At 61.9% G+C, this 18593-nt stretch carries 13 protein-coding genes; 1 reads left to right on the forward strand and 12 read right to left on the reverse strand.

From position 1 onward, the window contains the following. Positions 1 to 13 precede the first annotated feature (13 nt). From gltB to J3P89_RS26220, 9 genes are all read right to left on the reverse strand, one after another. Positions 14 to 4462 carry a glutamate synthase large subunit gene (gltB, locus tag J3P89_RS26180; protein WP_434696096.1) on the reverse strand — a complete coding sequence of 1483 codons (4449 nt, stop codon included), beginning with the start codon at positions 4460 to 4462 and terminating at the stop codon, positions 14 to 16. Between the two features lie 350 nt (positions 4463 to 4812). Beyond that, entirely contained in the window at positions 4813 to 6399 is a 1587-nt protein-coding gene (locus tag J3P89_RS26185) for an AAA family ATPase (RefSeq protein WP_434653927.1), read from the reverse strand. A 10-nt stretch (positions 6400 to 6409) separates the two neighbouring features. Then, positions 6410 to 7510: a 3-dehydroquinate synthase gene (aroB, locus tag J3P89_RS26190; protein WP_434696098.1), complete on the reverse strand. Its 1101-nt coding sequence runs from the start codon at positions 7508 to 7510 to the stop codon at positions 6410 to 6412. A 138-nt stretch (positions 7511 to 7648) separates the two neighbouring features. Next, complete coding sequence (gene aroK / locus J3P89_RS26195) at positions 7649 to 8167, reverse strand: shikimate kinase AroK (RefSeq protein ID WP_181290818.1); 519 nt, start codon at positions 8165 to 8167, stop codon at positions 7649 to 7651. 4 nt (positions 8168 to 8171) lie between these two features. Then, complete coding sequence (gene pilQ / locus J3P89_RS26200; RefSeq protein WP_434696099.1) at positions 8172 to 10244, reverse strand: type IV pilus secretin PilQ; 2073 nt, start codon at positions 10242 to 10244, stop codon at positions 8172 to 8174. Beyond that, complete coding sequence (locus J3P89_RS26205; protein WP_434626461.1) at positions 10241 to 10786, reverse strand: pilus assembly protein PilP; 546 nt, start codon at positions 10784 to 10786, stop codon at positions 10241 to 10243. Before J3P89_RS26205 ends, pilQ begins: the two co-directional genes overlap by 4 nt. After that, positions 10783 to 11406 (reverse strand): type 4a pilus biogenesis protein PilO, encoded by a 624-nt coding sequence (gene pilO / locus J3P89_RS26210; RefSeq protein ID WP_434602584.1) that lies wholly within the window; start codon positions 11404 to 11406, stop codon positions 10783 to 10785. Before pilO ends, J3P89_RS26205 begins: the two co-directional genes overlap by 4 nt. Then, positions 11403 to 11969, reverse strand: coding sequence for a PilN domain-containing protein (locus J3P89_RS26215; RefSeq protein ID WP_434696100.1), 567 nt, complete (start codon positions 11967 to 11969; stop codon positions 11403 to 11405). The genes pilO and J3P89_RS26215 overlap by 4 nt, the downstream gene beginning before the upstream one ends. Beyond that, positions 11969 to 13033, reverse strand: coding sequence for a pilus assembly protein PilM (locus tag J3P89_RS26220; protein WP_434696101.1), 1065 nt, complete (start codon positions 13031 to 13033; stop codon positions 11969 to 11971). Before J3P89_RS26220 ends, J3P89_RS26215 begins: the two co-directional genes overlap by 1 nt. 208 nt (positions 13034 to 13241) lie before the next feature. On the opposite strand from J3P89_RS26220, the gene J3P89_RS26225 reads away from it, so the two are divergent. Further along, on the forward strand, positions 13242 to 15686 hold the full coding sequence (locus J3P89_RS26225; protein ID WP_305501381.1) for a penicillin-binding protein 1A: 2445 nt from the start codon (positions 13242 to 13244) through the stop codon (positions 15684 to 15686). 261 nt (positions 15687 to 15947) lie between these two features. Here the strand turns inward: J3P89_RS26225 and J3P89_RS26230 are convergent, their stop codons facing one another. From J3P89_RS26230 to rpmE, 3 genes are all read right to left on the reverse strand, one after another. Then, positions 15948 to 17216, reverse strand: coding sequence for a malic enzyme-like NAD(P)-binding protein (locus tag J3P89_RS26230; protein WP_434570160.1), 1269 nt, complete (start codon positions 17214 to 17216; stop codon positions 15948 to 15950). Positions 17217 to 17393: 177 nt separating this feature from the next. Then, on the reverse strand, positions 17394 to 18185 hold the full coding sequence (locus J3P89_RS26235) for a thermonuclease family protein (protein ID WP_434698059.1): 792 nt from the start codon (positions 18183 to 18185) through the stop codon (positions 17394 to 17396). A gap of 41 nt (positions 18186 to 18226) precedes the next feature. Then, positions 18227 to 18451 carry a 50S ribosomal protein L31 gene (gene rpmE / locus J3P89_RS26240; protein WP_305497356.1) on the reverse strand — a complete coding sequence of 75 codons (225 nt, stop codon included), beginning with the start codon at positions 18449 to 18451 and terminating at the stop codon, positions 18227 to 18229. Positions 18452 to 18593: the final 142 nt, after the last annotated feature.

Raw genomic sequence — 18593 nt, forward strand, 5'->3', positions numbered from 1 at the left:
CTTCAGGCGCATATCACTGCGGGTTGGCACGGGTGCTGGAAAGCAACGACTTCAGGTTGGCCGCTTTCGGCTTGACCAGCCAGAAACGACGTACGTAGTCATCGAGGTTCTCGGCGAGTTCACGACCCCACTCACTGTCGGTTTCCTCGACGTATTCGTTCAGCACGCGTTGCAGGTGGCTGCGGTAGGCTTCCATCGCCTCGCCGCTGATCCGCTGGATTTCCACCAGTTCGTGGTTGACCCGGTCGACGAAGCTGTTGTCCTGGTCGAGCACATAGGCGAAACCGCCGGTCATGCCTGAGCCGAAGTTGTAACCGGTCTTGCCCAGTACGCAGACGAAACCACCGGTCATGTACTCGCAGCAGTGATCGCCGGTGCCTTCCACCACGGTGTGGGCGCCGGAGTTACGTACGGCGAAACGCTCACCCGCGGTGCCGGCGGCGAACAGCTTGCCGCCCGTGGCGCCGTAGAGGCAGGTGTTGCCGATGATCGCACTGTCCTGGGTCCGGTAGACACTGCCCTTGGGCGGAACGATGACCAGTTTGCCGCCGGTCATGCCCTTGCCCACGTAGTCGTTCGCGTCACCTTGCAGGTACATGTTCAGGCCGCCGGCGTTCCAGACGCCAAAGCTTTGCCCGGCCGTGCCCTTGAAGCGGAACGTGATCGGCGCGTGAGCCATGCCCTGGTTGCCGTGCTTGCGGGCGATCTCGCCGGAAATCCGCGCGCCGATGGAGCGGTCGCAGTTGCAGATATTCAGCTCGAACTGAGCACCGCTCAGGTCATTGATCGCCGAAGCGGCCATGTCGACCATCTTCTCGGCCAGCTCGCCCTTGTCGAACGGCGGGTTGCGATCGACCTGGCAGAATTGTGGCTTGTCCGCCGGGATCAGGTCGCTGCCCAGCAAAGGGGTCAGGTCCAAGTGATGCTGCTTGGCGGTCTGGCCTTCGAGCACTTCGAGCAGATCGGTGCGGCCGATCAGCTCTTCCAGCGAGCGCACGCCCAGCTTGGCCAGCCACTCACGGGTCTCTTCGGCCACGTAGGTGAAGAAGTTCACCACCATATCGACGGTGCCGATGTAGTGATCCTTGCGCAACTTCTCGTTCTGGGTCGCCACGCCCGTGGCGCAGTTGTTCAGATGGCAGATGCGCAGGTATTTGCAGCCCAGGGCGATCATCGGCGCGGTACCGAAGCCGAAGCTCTCGGCACCGAGAATGGCGGCCTTGATCACGTCGAGGCCGGTCTTCAGGCCCCCGTCGGTCTGCACCCGCACCTTGCCGCGCAGGTCGTTGCCGCGCAGGGTCTGGTGGGTTTCGGCCAGGCCCAGTTCCCACGGCGCGCCAGCGTACTTGATCGAGGTCAGCGGCGAGGCACCGGTGCCGCCGTCGTAGCCGGAGATGGTGATCAGGTCGGCATAGGCTTTCGCCACGCCGGCGGCAATCGTGCCCACGCCGGCTTCCGCCACCAGTTTCACCGAGACCAGAGCCTTCGGGTTCACCTGCTTGAGGTCGAAGATCAGTTGCGACAAGTCTTCGATCGAATAGATGTCATGGTGCGGCGGCGGCGAAATCAGCGTCACGCCGGGCACCGCGTAGCGCAGCTTGGCGATCAGGCCGTTGACCTTGCCGCCAGGCAACTGGCCGCCTTCGCCGGGCTTGGCGCCTTGGGCGACCTTGATCTGCAGCACTTCGGCGTTGACCAGATACTCCGGCGTCACACCGAAGCGGCCGGTGGCCACCTGCTTGATTTTCGAACTCTTGATGGTGCCGTAGCGCGCCGGGTCTTCGCCGCCTTCGCCGGAGTTCGAACGCGCACCGAGGCGGTTCATGGCTTCGGCCAGGGCTTCGTGGGCCTCTGGAGACAAGGCGCCCAAGGAGATACCGGCGGAGTCGAAACGCTTGAGCACCGACTCCAGCGGCTCCACTTCGCTGATATCCAGCGGCGTATCGAGGGTCTTGACCTTGAGCAGGTCGCGGATCATCGACACCGGGCGGTTATCCACCAGCGCCGTGTACTCCTTGAACTTGCCGTAGTCGCCCTGTTGCACGGCGGCTTGCAGGGTGTTGACCACGTCCGGGTTGTAGGCGTGGTATTCGCCACCGTGGACGAACTTCAGCAGACCGCCCTGCTGGATCGGCTTGCGCGGGCTCCAGGCTTCGGCGGCCAGGGCTTTCTGCTCGGCTTCGATGTCGACGAAACGGGCGCCCTTGATGCGACTCGGGACACCACGGAAGCTCAGCTCGCAGACTTCTTCGGACAGACCGATGGCCTCGAACAACTGCGCGCCACGGTACGAGGCGATAGTCGAGATACCCATCTTCGAGAGGATCTTGAGCAGGCCCTTGGTAATGCCTTTGCGGTAGTTCTTGAACACCTCGTAGAGGTCGCCCAGCACTTCACCGGTACGGATCAGGTCGCCCAGCACTTCGTAGGCCAGGAACGGGTACACCGCCGAGGCGCCAAAGCCGATCAGCACCGCAAAGTGATGCGGGTCGCGAGCCGTGGCGGTTTCCACGAGGATGTTGGAATCGCAGCGCAGGCCTTTTTCGGTCAGGCGATGGTGCACCGCGCCGGTGGCCAGCGAGGCGTGGATCGGCAGCTTGCCGGGCGCGATATGACGGTCGGTCAGGACGATCTGGGTACGACCGGCACGCGCGGCTTCTTCAGCCTGATCGGCAACGTTGCGGATCGCCGCTTCCAGGCCGACGCTTTCGTCGTAGTTCAGGTCGATGACCTGACGTTCGAAGCCCGGGCGATCAAGGTTGGTCAGCGAGCGCCACTTGGCCGGGGAGATGACCGGCGAGCTGAGGATCACCCGCGAAGCGTGTTCCGGCGACTCCTGGAAAATGTTGCGCTCGGCACCGAGGCAGATTTCCAGGGACATCACGATCGCTTCGCGCAGCGGGTCGATCGGCGGGTTGGTTACCTGGGCGAACTGCTGGCGGAAATAGTCATATGGCGTGCGCACACGCTGGGACAGCACGGCCATCGGCGTGTCATCGCCCATGGAGCCGACCGCTTCGTAGCCCTGCTCGCCCAGCGGACGCAACACCTGGTCACGCTCTTCGAACGTCACCTGGTACATCTTCATGTACTGCTTGAGCTGGTCGACGTCGTAGAAAGCCGAGCCGTGGTCGTTGTCTTCCATGGTCGCCTGGATGCGCAAGGCATTCTTGCGCAGCCACTGCTTGTAGGGATGACGGGACTTCAGACGGTTGTCGATCGCGTCGGTGTCGAGGATCTGCCCGGTCTCGGTGTCCACGGCGAAAATCTGCCCAGGGCCCACGCGGCCTTTGGCGATGACGTCTTCGGGCTGGTAGTTCCACACGCCGATTTCCGACGCCAGGGTGATGAAACCATTGGTGGTGGTGACCCAGCGCGCCGGACGCAGACCGTTACGGTCGAGCAGGCATACCGCGTAGCGACCGTCGGTCATGACGATACCGGCCGGGCCGTCCCACGGCTCCATGTGCATGGAGTTGTATTCGTAGAAGGCGCGCAGGTCCGGGTCCATGGTTTCGACGTTCTGCCAGGCTGGCGGAACAAGCATGCGCACGCCACGGAACAGGTCGATGCCGCCGGTCACCATCAGTTCGAGCATGTTGTCCATGCTCGAGGAGTCAGAACCCACACGGTTGACCAGCGGGCCGAGCTCTTCGAGGTCCGGCATCAGGTCATTGGCGAACTTGGTGCGACGGGCCAGGGCCCAGTTGCGGTTGCCGGTGATGGTGTTGATCTCGCCGTTGTGCGCGAGGAAACGGAAGGGCTGGGCCAGCGGCCATTTCGGCAGGGTGTTGGTGGAGAAGCGCTGGTGGAATACGCAGATCGCGGTTTTCAGGCGCTCATCGCTCAGGTCCGGATAAAAGGCGGTGAGGTCCGCCGGCATCATCAGGCCTTTGTAAATGATGGTCTTGTGGGAAAAGCTGCAGATGTAGTGGTCGGTGTCAGCGGCGTTAGCCACGGACGAACGACGACGGGAGCTGAACAGCTTGATCGACATTTCCTGGTCGCTCAAACCTTCACCGGCAATGAACACTTGCTCGATCAACGGCAGGCGCTCAAGGGCCAGGCGGCCGAGGACGCTGGTGTCGATCGGCACTTTGCGCCAGCCGACCAGTTGCAGGCCGGCGGCGAGGATCTCGCGGTTCATGTTCTCGCGAGCGGCTTGTGCCTTTACCGGGTCCTGGTTGAAAAACACCATGCCCACGGCGTATTGCTTGGGCAGGGTCACGCCAAACGTTTCCTGGGCGATGGCACGCAGGAACTCGTCAGGCTTTTGAATCAGCAAGCCACAGCCATCGCCGGTCTTGCCGTCGGCGTTGATCCCACCACGGTGGGTCATGCAGGTCAGGGCCTCAATGGCCGTTTGCAAAAGGGTATGACTGGGCTCGCCCTGCATATGGGCTATCAGGCCGAAACCGCAGTTATCCTTGAATTCATCTGGTTGGTACAGACCTGCTTTCATAGACACTTTCTCACCAGGCTGCCTCTTAGCGAGGCAAATTTCTTTTCAATTCAGCCAGTTGCGTGCCGCGCCGAACGTACGCCAGCTTTGCGGGGGCAAAAGGGAGGTCATTGTACACACCGACACAGAGGCTCACAAATTTGACGACGAACTGTCGCAAATCCATGTCGCATTTGTGAAAGGTTTAAAGCTATATGCTGTGCTAGTCAAAACTTTTTTGGGTTCGACCGCTACGACTCAAACACTACTGTGACGCAGACACCACAAGGCGCGCGGCCTGAAAGGTCGCCCGCCCTTGCGGAAATTTTGAGGTTGCCGGGAGAGGCGGCCTGGGTAAGGCCGCCGAATCATCAGCGAGTTGCTGCCAGTTCCTGTTGGACGCTGGCGACAGTGCGAGGCCAAGGTTTACCAGCCTGAACCTTCGCTGGCAAGGCCTTGATGGCGGAAACGGCTGCGTCACGATTGGCAAAGCTGCCGTAGGTGATGACATACAGCGGCTTGCCGTTGAGCACTTTCTTGAAATAACGGTACTCGCCGCCCTGCTCCTTGACGAAGTTCTGCGCAGTGGCTTCGGAGCTGGTGCCGAGGATCTGCACCACGTAGTTACCCGGTGCCTGACCTGCGTACCAGCTACCGCCCGTGGCTTTGGCCGGGGTGGCGGCAGGCTTGGCCGCAGGCGCCGGTGCTGGCTTGGCCGCTGGGGCCGCCGGGGTCGGGGCCGGCTTGGCGGTGGCGACCTGGGTAGGCGCAGGGGTCGGTTTGGCAGCCGGGGCAGGTGTCGGCGTCGGTGCCGGACCGGCCGGCACGCCCGCAGGTGGTGCGGTGGTGGTCACGGTTGGCGGTACGTCGCTGCTGTCATCGATCGGCGGCGGCGCGCCATCGTCGCCTTCGGTGATGCCCCCCGCGGCTTCTGCCAGAGGACCGCGCATGACCGGTTGCGACTGGCCGACCAGCGGCAGCGGCATCGGCTGGGTATTGCCGGCAAACTCCACCGCCGGCGCACCGCCGTTGGCTTGTGGAGTGCCCTGGCCGAGAGGCAGCTGTGCCTGTTCGTTGGCAGGTGCGCCGGTGGTCGGTGCCTTGTTGCGACCTGGCATCAGCCAGGCGGCGGCCACCGCAACCACGACAACGGCGGAAATCGCCAATACGTGTTTCTTCGGCATGTTGAACCCCATACTTGGACGCTTCACCGCTGAGCGGCTGGCGATCATGATTTCGATCAGAGCATCTCGGGCCACCTGGTTGATGTTGCCAGGCCAGCCGTCCGAGCTTTCGTGAATCTCAGAGATCTGATCCGCGGTGAAAAGTTCGATACCCCGGCCAGCCCCCTCCAGCCGCTGGGCCAGGTATTCACGGGTTTCTTCCTCGGTGTAGGGCGCGAGTTCGATAACGTGGAAACGCTCTTCCTCGAGCTCCAACTGGTCCAGCTCGGCGATCAGTGACGACTCACCGAACAGGAACACATGAGGACGGCCTTCCGGCGCGCCGGCAGCCAGGGCCAGCAGCGCCTCCAGGGCCGATTCGTCGAGTTGTTCGGCATCGTCCACCAGCAGGTAGACTTCCTGTCCGGTGAGCGCCAATTGTACGATCTGGTCGAGAATCGCGCCGATTTCCGCCTGGGCGACATTCAGAGCCTGGGCCACCTGGCGCAGCACACCCGCGGCATCACCCGCACCACGGGCCGATACCACCACGCTTTGCACCGACTGCTTGTTGGTACTGGCCACCAGGGCCTGGCGCAGCAAGGTCTTGCCACTGCCCTGGGGGCCGGTGACCACCAGCAGCAATTGGCTGTAGCGGGCCAGATGGTGCAACTGGCCCAGCACTGGCTTGCGTTGGGCAGGGAAAAACTTGAAGCCCGGGACCCGCGGAGCGAAAGGGTCATGACTCAATTGGAAATGGCCGAGGAACGCCTCGTCGGCATGCAGACTAGTCATCGGAATCTTATTAACCTTTAAGCTGAGCCAGGGCGCGGTAATCCGCTCCCAGCGTGGCCTGTAGAACCTCTTTCGGATAATCGTCGGTCACTACCGCTTCGCCCATGCGGCGCAGCAGCACCAGACGCAGACGACCGTCGATCACTTTTTTGTCGATTGCCATGTGTTCAAGAAAATCCGCCTCGGTCATTTCCTCCGGCGGAACCACCGGCAACCCGGCACGTTGAAACAGGCGAATACCACGATCGCGTTCCTGCTGGCTGATCCAACCCAGGCGCGCGGACATTTCCAGGGCCATGACCGTCCCTGCGGCAACGGCCTCACCGTGCAGCCAGACGCCATAGCCCATATGGGTTTCGATGGCATGACCGAAGGTATGGCCGAGGTTGAGCGTGGCCCGCACACCCGATTCGCGCTCATCGGCGCCGACGACGGCAGCCTTGGCTGCGCAAGAGCGCTCGATCGCGTAAGTCAGGGCCTGTTGATCCAGCGCACGCAGGCGGTCGACGTTTTCTTCGAGCCAGCCGAGGAACGGCTCGTCGCAGATCAGCCCGTACTTGATCACTTCAGCCAGGCCTGCGGACAGTTCACGGGCCGGCAACGTCTTGAGGGAGGCGGTGTCGATGAGCACCACGTTGGGCTGATAGAACGCGCCCACCATGTTCTTGCCCAGCGGATGGTTGATGCCGGTCTTTCCGCCCACGGACGAATCGACCTGCGATAGCAGCGTGGTAGGAATCTGGATGAAATCCACACCGCGTTGATAGCACGCCGCAGCGAACCCGGCCATGTCGCCGATCACGCCGCCGCCCAGGGCGACCACCGTGGTGCGACGATCATGACGTGCAGTCAGCAAGCCGTCGAAGATCAATTGCAGGGTTTCCCAGTTCTTGAACGCTTCACCGTCGGGCAACACGACGCAGATGACGGAAAAAGCCGACAGGCTGCGAGTCAAGCGTTCCAGGTATAAAGGAGCGACGGTTTCGTTGGTGATGATCGCGACTTGCCGTCCGGCGATATGCGGCGCCAGCAGTTCGGGCTGGTCGAGCAAGCCTTCGCCAATATGAATCGGGTAGCTGCGCTCGCCCAGGTCGACCTTAAGTGTCTGCATGTGTCCCCACAGTGAAGATGAAATCAGGCATCCCTACCTGCAATTAACGAAGTCCACGGTGTCTCAGTTAATGGCCATCCGCCACAACCCAGTCGAGCCAAAACGGGACGTCGAGGATAGCGCATTTCGCTCGGCGCATTAACGGGGTGGCAGTTGCTGAAGGCGATCGAGAATTTCCAGCACCACCATCCGTGGCGGCCGTTCGTCGGTTTCGATGACCAGGTCGGCGATTTCTCGATACAGCGGATCACGCAATTCGAGCAGGTCCCGCAGCGTCTTGGCCGGGTCGGCGGTGCGCAACAGCGGCCGGTTGCGATCACGGGCGGTGCGACCCACCTGTTGTTCGACGGAGGCGTGCAGGTAGACCACTCGCCCGCCGGCATGCAGCGCCCGACGATTGGCCTCGCGCATGACCGCGCCGCCGCCGGTCGCCAGCACCACGCCTTCGAAACCGCACAGCTCGGCAATCATCGCCTGCTCGCGGTCGCGAAAGCCCGGTTCGCCTTCCTTATCGAAGATCCATGGGATATTGGCGCCCGTGCGCAATTCAATTTCCTTGTCGGAATCTTTGAATGGCAGGCGCAGCTCTTTGGCCAGCAAACGACCGATGGTGCTTTTTCCAGCCCCCATCGGCCCAACAAGAATCAAATTTCGCACAGAATCAACGACTCACAGCAATCGCCTGGTTGTTCATGATACGCGGAGTGAGAAATACCAGCAGCTCGGATTTTTTCTCCGAAACCACATCACGCCGGAAAAGGCGGCCAAGATACGGCACATCGCCAAGAAATGGCACCTTATCTACAACCTTGCTCTGAGTATTTGAGAAAACGCCCCCAATCACAATGGTCTCGCCGTCGTTGACCAGCACCTTGGCGTTGACCTCGTTTTTCTTGATCGGCGGTACATCCTGGACCTTGTTCAGGTAGTCCGGCTCGTCCTTGGTGACCTTGACCTCCATGATGATGCGGTTGTCCGGGGTTATCTGCGGCGTGACCTCAAGCGACAACGAGGCCTCCTTGAACGACACCGAGGTGGCGCCGCTGGAACTGGCCTCCTGGTAGGGAATCTCCGTGCCCTTGAGGATTTTTGCCGTCTCCTTGTCGGAGGTCACCACCTTGGGCTGTGAGACGATTTCACCGTTGCCGGTTTTCTCCATGGCCGTCAGCTCAAGGTCGAGCAGTACATTGTCGGTGATGAACGCGATACCGATCCCCGAGGTGTTGCCTGAGGCGCCGAGGTCGACGAATGGCTGGTTCGTGCTGGTGCTGCCCGGCGTACCGATGGTGGTGGAATCACCGGTGGTCACCCCGGAAGAGTTCCAGTTGCCCTTGTTCTGTATCGAGCCCCCCCAGCGCACGCCCAGGCTTTTGTCGTAGTCGACGTTGGCCTCGACGATACGCGCCTCGATCATCACCTGGCGCACCGGGATATCCAGCTGCGCCACGATCCGCCGCAGTTCGTCGAGCCGGTCCTGGGTCTGGTAGGCGATGATGTTGTTGGTCCGCTCATCGACCGTGATCGTGCCGCGCTCATCGGCCTTGGCCTCGGCACTGGTCACCGACTGGAAGAGCTTGGCGATGTCCGCCGCCTTCGCGTAGTTGACCTGCAGCAGTTCGCGGCGCAACGGGGCGAGGTCGGCAATCTGCTTTTGCGATTCCAGCTCCTGGCGTTCGCGGGCGGCGATCTCGTCAGCCGGTGCCACCAGCAGCACGTTACCTACTTTGCGCTTGTCGAGCCCCTTGGTCTTGAGCACCAGGTCCAGCGCCTGATCCCACGGCACGTTCTGCAACCGCAGGGTGATACCGCCCTGCACCGTATCGCTGGCCACCAGGTTGAGGTTGGTGAAATCGGCAATCAGTTGCAGTACCGAACGCACCTCGATGTCCTGGAAGTTCAGGGACAGTTTTTCGCCATTATAGGCGGCTCGATCGGTATCGCGTTTTTGCAGGTCCTCGACGGTCATCGGCCGGACACTGACGGTCAGCTTGTTGTCGGTCTGGTAGGTCGAGTAATCGAAGGTTCCGCTGGGCTCGATGCTGATGGTGGCGCGATCGGAGGCGGCGCTGGCATTGATGAACTGCACCGGGGTGGCGAAATCCTTGACGTCCAGGCGCACCCTTAGCGGCTCGGGCAACTGGGTCCTGGCGAAATCGAGGATGATCTTGCCTTCGCGCTCCTGGATGTCCGGGGCGATCGACGGATCGGACAAATCGATCACCACATTGCCTTCGCCCTGGGTCCCGCGCTGGAAATCCACCCCGCGAATGGCTTTGCCCGCCGGGGCGCGAGCCCTGGCAGGCGCAGGGACGGGGGCTGCCGGGCGAGCGGGTTGGGTTGGGCTCCTCGGGGTCGCGCCCTTGCCAACCACCACAAACAGGTTGTTGCCCTCCACGCGTGTGTCATAGGGCGCCAGTTGCGTAAGGCCGATGATCAACCGGGTCCGATCCCCCGCCTCGACCACGGTGGCGCTGCGGGCATTGCCGCTGCCCAGGTCGCGGCTCTTGCTGGCCAGCTGGCTGGTCACCCCCTGCAGATCAAGCGCAATCCGGGCCGGTTGCTCGGTGGTATAACCACGGGGCTTGGGCGGCGGCCCGTCGAAGGTCAACTTCAACTCGACCCGGTCCCCCGGTAACGCCGCCACGTCCAGCGCTTTCAGGCTGGCGCCATGAACCACCGGCGACAACAACGCTATCCATAGCGAAATACCGAGGGCTGAAAAAATCCTGTTCATTGTTGGAGTTCCACTATTGAGTGCTCTTTCAAGGGAATGGTCCGCGGCCGCTCCAGCCAGGCGCCCTGGCCATCGGGAACGATTTCGACCACTTCAACCTGGGTGGCGCTGATAGCGATGATCCGCCCGTCGTTACGCCCCAGGTAATCTCCGACCTTCAGCCGGTGTACCCCACCAGCGCCACGCAACAGCGCAAAAGAGCCACTGGCATTGGAGATCGTACCGACCATCTCGAATTGCTCGATGTTGAAGCCTTCCAGGTATTGCTTGACTCGGTTCGGGTCGGGGCGGACGTTGCGCGAGCCCTGCTGTCGACCAGCCTGATCGACTGGAACCTGCCGGGAAAAGGGGCTGCGCAAGTTGGCCGCGCTGTAGGTAAAGGTTTCGTGAGGCCTGAAGGTCGGCATTGGCTCGATCTTGCCGGGCGGGCGCAGGCGCATCTCGTTCATGTAGGCATCCAGGTCACTGAAACCGTTGTCGTTGTTGCACCCGGCCAGCGCAACCAGCCCGACCAGCAGACCCAGGCGGCAGACCGGCGTCATGGCTGCGCCTCCTGCTCGTTGTACCGGTAGGTCTTGGCCTGGATGTTCATGCGCAGCTTCGTCCCCGCCTCCGGCTCCATCGGCGCGATCTCGAAATCGTGCAGGGTGACGATCCGGGGCAACCCGGCTACGCCGCTGACGAAGGTCGCCAGGTCATGGTAGCCGCCGGTCACGGTGATCTGGATCGGCAACTCGATGTAGAACGGCTGGGTGACTTCCGGCAGCAACTTGATCTCCTCGAACTCCAGGCCGCTGCCCAGGCCGGTGCGCGTGATGTCCTCCAGCAGGCCCGGCACTTCGGTGTCACTGGGCAATTGCCGCAACAGCACGCCAAAGGAAGTTTCCATCTGCTTCATCTGCTCGGTATAGCGCTCCAGGTTCGCCGCCATGTGCGCCTTGCCGGCAAATTGGGCCTTGAGGGTGTTCTCCTCCTCACGGACCTGCTGCAGCTGGTTTTCCAGGTCACTGAGGGCAAAGTTGTAGCCCAGGCCGAGCACCAGGATCACTAGCATGATGCCGGCCAGCCACTTGACCGGCGTCGGCCATGAACCGACGTTGTTGGTGTCCAGGTCACTGAGATCGATCTTGCGCAGCGCGTCGAACCACTCTGCCGGCTTCATTGGGCGTCCTCCGCATCGGCCGGACGGGTCTGGCGAACCGTCAGCTGGAAGACATTGGCCTGGTCGAGCTGGCCCGCCGTGGTGGCCTTGACCTCCGTCAGGCTGGGCGCATCGAACAGCTCCGACGAGTCGAGGTTGCGCATCAGGTCCGAGACCCGGTTGTTTGACGCCGCGGCCCCTTTGATGGAGAGCGTGCCCTCTTCCATTTTCACTTCGGTGAAAAACACCCCATCCGGCAGGGTCCGCGCCATTTGATCGAAAATGCGCGCACTGACCGGCCGGTTGCCCTGCAAGTCCTGGATGATCCGCATGCGCTCCAACAGTTGCTGGCGCCGCGCCTTCAGCTCGCTGATCTGCTTGATGCGCTCGTCCAGCACGGCGATTTCCCCGGTCAGATGGGCGTTGCGCGCCATTTGGTAGTCGATCTCGTTGCTCAGGTACTGTGCCGCCAGCAGCGTTAACCCCACCGCACCGACCAGCGCCCCCACCAATGCCAGCAAGAAGCGCTTGCGCCGCTCTTCGCGCAGTTCTTCGCGCCAGGGAAGCAGGTTGATCCGCGCCATCAGTCGAAACTCCTGAGGGCCAGCCCGCAGGCAATCATCAGGGCTGGCGCATCACTGGCCAGGGCACCGGCATTGACCTTGCTGCTCAAGGCCATGTTGGTAAACGGGTTGGCCACCTGGGTAGGCGTGCCCAGGCGCTGCTCGATCAAACGGTCGAGGCCTGCGACCGAGGCCGTCCCTCCCGCCAGCAGGATGTGGTCCACTGCGCTGTACTGACCTGAAGCGAAGAAAAACTGCAGGGAACGCGACACTTGCTGCACCAGCGCTTCGCGAAACGGTTGCAGCACTTCGCCGAGATAGTCGTCCGGCAGGCCGCCCTGCTTTTTTGCCACGCCGGCCTGCTCCGGCGTCAGGCCATAACGGCGCTGGATTTCCTCGGTAAGCTGGCGCCCACCGAACAACTGCTCGCGGGTGTAAATGATGCGCCCGTTGTGCAGCACACTGAGCGTGGTCATCGTGGCTCCGATGTCGATCACCGCCACGGTCAGGCGCTCCTGGGATGCCGCCAGCTGAGTGGCGAGCAGGCCGAACGCACGCTCCAGCGCGTACGCTTCCACATCGACCACCCGGGCCGTCAGCCCGGCAAGCGCCAGCGCCGCCTCGCGCACCTCGACATTCTCTTTGCGACAAGCCGCCAGCAGCACCTCGACACGCTCGGCGCTGCGAGGCGATACGCCGATCACCTCGAAATCGATCGCCACTTCGTCCAGTGGATAAGGAATGTACTGGTCGGCCTCGATCTTGAGCTGGTTCTCCATGTCGTCATCGGACAGCCCGGCGTCCATCTCGATGGTCTTGGTGATAACCGCCGACCCCGCCACGGCCACCGCCACGTTGCGCAAGGGTGTCCTGGCCTTGGCCAGCACTCGTGAAAGCGCCTGGCCCACCCCTTCCAGCTCGGCGATGTTCTTTTCCACCACGGCATTGGCTGGCAACGGCTCGACAGCGTAGGACTCGACACGCAGACGATCGCCCTGACGGCTCAATTCGAGCAGCTTCACCGACGTCGAGCTGATGTCGATCCCCAGAAGTGTGTGGGCTTTTTTATTGAAGAGTCGTAGCACTACCAATTCCCTATGACTATCCGTGAGTTACGGACTCTCTAATATGAATTGCGTTCAATCCCCCCGGTCCGACGGACGTCCGGATGGCGTTTCCGACGAAAAAAAATGCTTATAATGCCCAGCGTTTTTTTTCGCTTTGTTGCTGGCATGGGTCCTTCCCTGAACCTGGCGCCTTTTTCATTCTTTGCCTGGATATCCAAAAGCCTTGATTCGTCTGCTGAAATTTTTCGGATGGTCCATCGTCGCGGTTTTCTGCGGACTGCTCCTGGGTCTGAGTGGTGCCTTTCTTTACCTTAGTCCGGGATTGCCGTCCGTGGAGGCGCTGAGAAGTATTCAGTTGCAGATTCCTCTGCGGGTCTACAGCAGCGACAATAAATTGATCGCCGAATTTGGCGAAATGCGCCGCACGCCGATCCGTTTCGCCGACATTCCGCCCAATTTCATCAATGCGTTACTAAGTGCTGAAGACGACAACTTCGCCAACCACTATGGCGTCGATCCGGGCAGCCTGATGCGCGCCGCCAGCCAATTGGTCAAGAGCGGGCACATCCAGTCCGGCGGCAGCACCATCACCATGCAGGTCGCCAAGAACTTCTTCCTGACCAGCGAACGCAGCTTCTCGCGCAAGACCACCGAGATCCTCCTGGCCCTGCAGATCGAGCGGCAGCTGACCAAGGATGAAATCCTCGAGCTGTACGTGAACAAGATTTACCTGGGCAACCGCGCCTACGGCATCGAAGCGGCGGCGCAGGTGTATTACGGCAAGTCGATCCGCGATGTGAGCCTGGCGCAGATGGCGATGATCGCCGGCCTGCCCAAGGCACCGTCGCGCTTCAACCCGCTGGCCAACCCGGCACGCAGCAAGGAGCGTCGCGACTGGATCCTTGGACGCATGTACAAGCTCGGCAAGATCAGCGAAGCCGAGTACACCGCCGCGATCAATGAGCCGCTCAACGCCAGCTATCACGTACCGACTCCGGAAGTGAACGCCCCGTACATCGCCGAAATGGCCCGGGCCGAGATGGTCGGGCGCTATGGCAGCGACGCCTATACCGAAGGTTTCCGGGTCACCACCACGGTGCCGAGCAACCTGCAGGAAATGGCCAATACCGCGCTCCACGAAGGCCTAATGACCTACGACCAGCGCCACGGCTACCGTGGGCCGGAATCGCGCCTGCCAGGCAAGACCAAGGAAGCCTGGGCCCTGGAGCTGACCAAGCAGCGCACCATCAGCAGCCTGGAGCCGGCGATCGTCACTCAGGTGGACAAGGACGGCATCAAGGTCCTGACCCGCAATGGCGAGTCCGAAGAGCACGTGGCCTGGGACACCATGAAATGGGCCCGTCCGTTCCTCAATACCAACAGCATGGGCGCCAACCCGCGGCAGCCGTCGGACGTCGCTCAGGTCGGCGACCTGATCCGCGTACAGCGCCAGCCGGACAACTCCCTCAAGTTCAGTCAGATACCTGCCGCCCAAGGCGCGCTGGTGTCGCTGGACCCGCAGAATGGCGCGATCCGCTCTCTGGTGGGTGGCTTCGCCTTCGAGCAGAGCAATTACAACCGCGCCTTGCAGGCCAAGCGTCAACCGGGCTCGAGCTTCAAGCCGTTCGTCTACAGCGCTGCGCTGGATAACGGCTACACCGCCGCCAGCCTGGTCAACGATGCGCCGATCGTGTTTGTCGACGAGTACCTCGACAAGGTCTGGCGACCGAAGAACGACACCAATACCTTCCTCGGCCCGATTCGCCTGCGCGAAGCGCTGTACAAGTCCCGCAACCTTGTCTCGATCCGCCTGCTGCAAGCGCTGGGCGTGGACCGCACCATCGACTACATCAGCAAGTTCGGCTTCAACAAGCAGGACCTGCCGCGCAACCTGTCCCTGGCCCTGGGCACCGCGACCCTGACGCCCATGGAAATCGCCACGGGTTGGAGCACCTTTGCCAACGGCGGCTACAAGATCACTCCGTACATCATCGACAGGATCGAAAGCCGCAACGGCGAAACGCTGTTTGTCGCCAACCCGCCACGAGTACCGACAGGCGAGCAGGCCAGCGACGGCGTCGCCGCCCCCGCCGCCGAGACCTTCACGGTCAACGCAACTGGCGGCGAAGCCACCACCGCCCCTGGCGTACCGCAAGCGCCGGCAATCGCCGAACGCATCGTTGACGGCCGTACCACCTACATCCTCAACAGCATGCTGCAGGATGTGATCAAGCTCGGCACCGGCCGGCGCGCCCTGGCACTGGGTCGCACCGACCTGGCCGGCAAGACCGGTACCACCAACGAATCGAAGGATGCGTGGTTCTCGGGCTACAACGGCGATTACGTGACCACCGTCTGGACCGGTTTCGACCAGCCCGAGAGCCTGGGTCGTCGCGAATTCGGCGGTACCGTGGCGCTGCCGATCTGGATGACCTACATGGGCGCCGCCCTCAAGGACCGGCCACCCCACACCCAGCCAGAACCGGAAGGCATCCTCAGCCTGCGGGTCGACCCGGTCAGCGGTCGCGCGGCCACCCCAGGCACGCCTGGCGCGTACTTCGAGCTGTTCAAGAGCGAAGACACGCCGCCGTCGGTCAATGAGCTGGGCAACGGTGTAGCGCCGGGTAGCCCGCTGCCGGCGGATGAGGCAGCGCCGATCGATCTGTTCTGACCGGACGCCACCGAAAAGCCCCGCCTTCGAGAGAAGCGCGGGGCTTTTTTTCAATCGGACATTGTGTAGATAACCTGTGGCGAGGGAGCTTGCTCCCGCTCGGTTGCGCAGCGACCGCCTCTTTTGGGGCTGCTGCGCAGCCCAGCGGGAGCAAGCTCCCTCGCCACGGGTTCTGTGGTTTTCTCGAAGGGGTTATTCCTATCCCAATAAAAAGCCCCGGCTCACACGAGCCGGGGCTTTTTGTTGAAGCGCTACAACGGCTTAGCCGTTGAACACGTCATCCACGCTCTTGAGCGGGTAGTTCTTCGGATACGGCAGGGTGGCCACGCCAGTCTCGATCGCGGCCTTGGCCACGGCGTCGGAGATCAGGGTGATCAGGCGCGCATCCATTGGCTTCGGAATGATGTACTCACGACCGAATTCCAGCTTGATGCCGCCATAGGCGTCACACACATCCTGAGGCACCGGCAGCTTGGCCAGTTCGCGCAGGGCGTTGGCGGCGGCGACTTTCATTTCTTCGTTGATGCGCTTGGCGCGTACGTCCAGGGCACCACGGAAGATGAACGGGAAGCCCAGGACGTTGTTGACCTGGTTCGGATAGTCCGAGCGGCCGGTGGCCATGATCACGTCGCTGCGGGTGGCGTGAGCCAGTTCCGGGGAGATTTCCGGGTCCGGGTTCGAGCAGGCGAACACGATCGGGTTCGGCGCCATGCGCAACAGGTTTTCCGGGCTCAGCAGGTTCGGACCCGACAGGCCGACGAAAACGTCTGCACCGTCCAGCGCATCCGCCAGGGAGCGCTTGTCGGTCGCGTGGGCAAACACGGCCTTGTACTGGTTCAGGTCGTCACGGCCGGAGTGGATCACGCCGGTACGGTCAACCATGAAGATGTTTTCAATCCTGGCGCCCATGCTCACCAGCAACTTCATACAGGAGATGGCCGCGGCACCCGCGCCCAGGCAGACGATCTTGGCTTCCGGCAGGGTCTTGCCGGCGATTTCCAGGGCATTGATCATGCCGGCTGCGGTCACGATCGCGGTGCCGTGCTGGTCATCGTGGAAAACTGGAATGTCGCACTGTTCGATCAGGGCGCGCTCGATCTCGAAGCACTCAGGTGCCTTGATGTCTTCCAGGTTGATGCCGCCGAAGGTGATGGAGATGCGCTTGACGGTGTCGATGAAGGCTTGCGGGCTTTCGGAATCGACTTCGATGTCGAACACGTCGATACCGGCGAAGCGCTTGAACAGCACGCCCTTGCCTTCCATGACCGGCTTGGAGGCCAGTGGGCCGAGGTTACCCAGGCCGAGAATCGCGGTGCCATCGGAAATGACTGCAACCAGGTTGCCCTTGCCGGTGTATTTGTAGGCCAGCTCAGGGTCGCGAGCGATTTCGCGTACTGGCTCGGCTACGCCGGGGCTGTAGGCCAGCGACAGGTCGCGGGCAGTGGCGGTGGCCTTGGTGAGCTCGACACTCAGCTTTCCTGGACGAGGATTAGCGTGATATTCGAGAGCGGCAGTTTTCAGATCAGACATGTGGGCATTCCGCTTTTTACTGTGTTGGACAGACGGACCGCCGAGGATACGCGCCTCGCAAAGTCCCTACAAGACTGACCAGTCACTGCTGTCAAGCGCCCTGCCCTACGACTTTGGGCCAAGAACCAGGAAACACAAGGGATTCATGGATACAATAACGTCAAAAAATGTCTACAATTATTTCTGCCTGAGCACTGCCTGCAACATTGCCGGATCAGTCAGAGGCAACATCCACCGCGCCTGCCCGGGCCTGGCCGCACCGCGTCGAGAGCGATCGATAACCCAACCACGGGCCTCGATGGTCCGGCCTTCCAGGCCCTTGAGCATCGAAGCGTCAAAGCTTCGCTGCAGATTGGCCGCAATATGCAGGACAACCGAGCCTTGCAGCTCGATCCAGATCCCGCCGCGATTGCGTTGCACACTGTCTACGCGGCCGCTGACCAGCGCAAAACCGGGGGCCTTGATCTGCTCCGCGCGCACGACGGGTGACTTCTTCCATAGCCCCAGGCCGGCTTGCCGCGCCTTGCGCTCCGCCGCCTGCTGGCATTCGACCAGATCGACATTCGGCGCAACCGCAACCAGGTAACCCAGCCCCTCGGCAATCAATTGCTCTTCCAGGTTCCGACCCTGCTGGTCATAGACATGGGCCAGCGTGCGCCCGTAGTCGTCCCGGTCGTCCTTGCCAGGCGACACCCTGACCCGACCGGCGCTGGCAGCCACCAGCGCCTCAAGCCGCTGGCGCGCCGCCACGGCAAACGGCTCATCCGCACGCCCGCGCTTTCCCAGTTCCGGACTGTTGAGACCGATCATGCGGATGCGACGACCGTCGCTGAGGTACAAGGTGTCGCCATCGACCACCCGTTGCACGGCCACGTCGGACAGTCCATCCGGGGGCGGGCACGCCGCCTGGGCACCACAGAGCCAAATCGCGGACACAAAAAAGGCGCCCGCTAGGGACGCCTTTTTCATCAGCCTGGAATAGCCGGAACGACTTTCCAAGATGATCAGCCTCAGGCTTTTGGAGTAACTTTGCCGAAAGCACCGAAACGATCGGCGAACTTCTGAACACGGCCGCCGGTATCCAGAGTCTTTTGCTTACCGGTGTAGAACGGGTGGCATTCGTTGCAAACGTCGATCGCCAGGGCTTTGCCGTAGGTCGAACGCGTTTCGAACTTGTTGCCGCAGCTGCAGGTTACGGCCACAACTGGGTAGTCCGGATGGATATCGGTTTTCATGGTGTTTTCCTCAGGCTAGCGTGCCGCCACCCAACACTATTGTTGAATACCGCACGTAATTAGGCCGCGGATTCTACCAGACAAGATTAATCACGCAAGCTACAACTTGTACCAACCGTCTGCTAGGCTCGCGCCCTCAGCA

This window comes from Pseudomonas sp. Z1-14 (assembly GCF_051132005.1).
In the GTDB taxonomy this organism is placed as follows: Bacteria; Pseudomonadota; Gammaproteobacteria; order Pseudomonadales; family Pseudomonadaceae; genus Aquipseudomonas.

What these genes read in the sequence shown, in the direction of transcription:
- J3P89_RS26185 (WP_434653927.1), bottom strand. Translation starts at nt 6,399, where the DNA reads ATGACTAGTCTGCATGCCGACGAGGCGTTCCTCGGCCATTTCCAATTG.
- pilQ (WP_434696099.1), bottom strand. Translation starts at nt 10,244, where the DNA reads ATGAACAGGATTTTTTCAGCCCTCGGTATTTCGCTATGGATAGCGTTG.
- aroB (WP_434696098.1), bottom strand. Translation starts at nt 7,510, where the DNA reads ATGCAGACACTTAAGGTCGACCTGGGCGAGCGCAGCTACCCGATTCAT.
- J3P89_RS26215 (WP_434696100.1), bottom strand. Translation starts at nt 11,969, where the DNA reads ATGGCGCGGATCAACCTGCTTCCCTGGCGCGAAGAACTGCGCGAAGAG.
- J3P89_RS26235 (WP_434698059.1), bottom strand. Translation starts at nt 18,185, where the DNA reads ATGAAAAAGGCGTCCCTAGCGGGCGCCTTTTTTGTGTCCGCGATTTGG.
- J3P89_RS26230 (WP_434570160.1), bottom strand. Translation starts at nt 17,216, where the DNA reads ATGTCTGATCTGAAAACTGCCGCTCTCGAATATCACGCTAATCCTCGT.
- pilO (WP_434602584.1), bottom strand. Translation starts at nt 11,406, where the DNA reads ATGAAGCCGGCAGAGTGGTTCGACGCGCTGCGCAAGATCGATCTCAGT.
- gltB (WP_434696096.1), bottom strand. Translation starts at nt 4,462, where the DNA reads ATGAAAGCAGGTCTGTACCAACCAGATGAATTCAAGGATAACTGCGGT.
- J3P89_RS26205 (WP_434626461.1), bottom strand. Translation starts at nt 10,786, where the DNA reads ATGACGCCGGTCTGCCGCCTGGGTCTGCTGGTCGGGCTGGTTGCGCTG.
- rpmE (WP_305497356.1), bottom strand. Translation starts at nt 18,451, where the DNA reads ATGAAAACCGATATCCATCCGGACTACCCAGTTGTGGCCGTAACCTGC.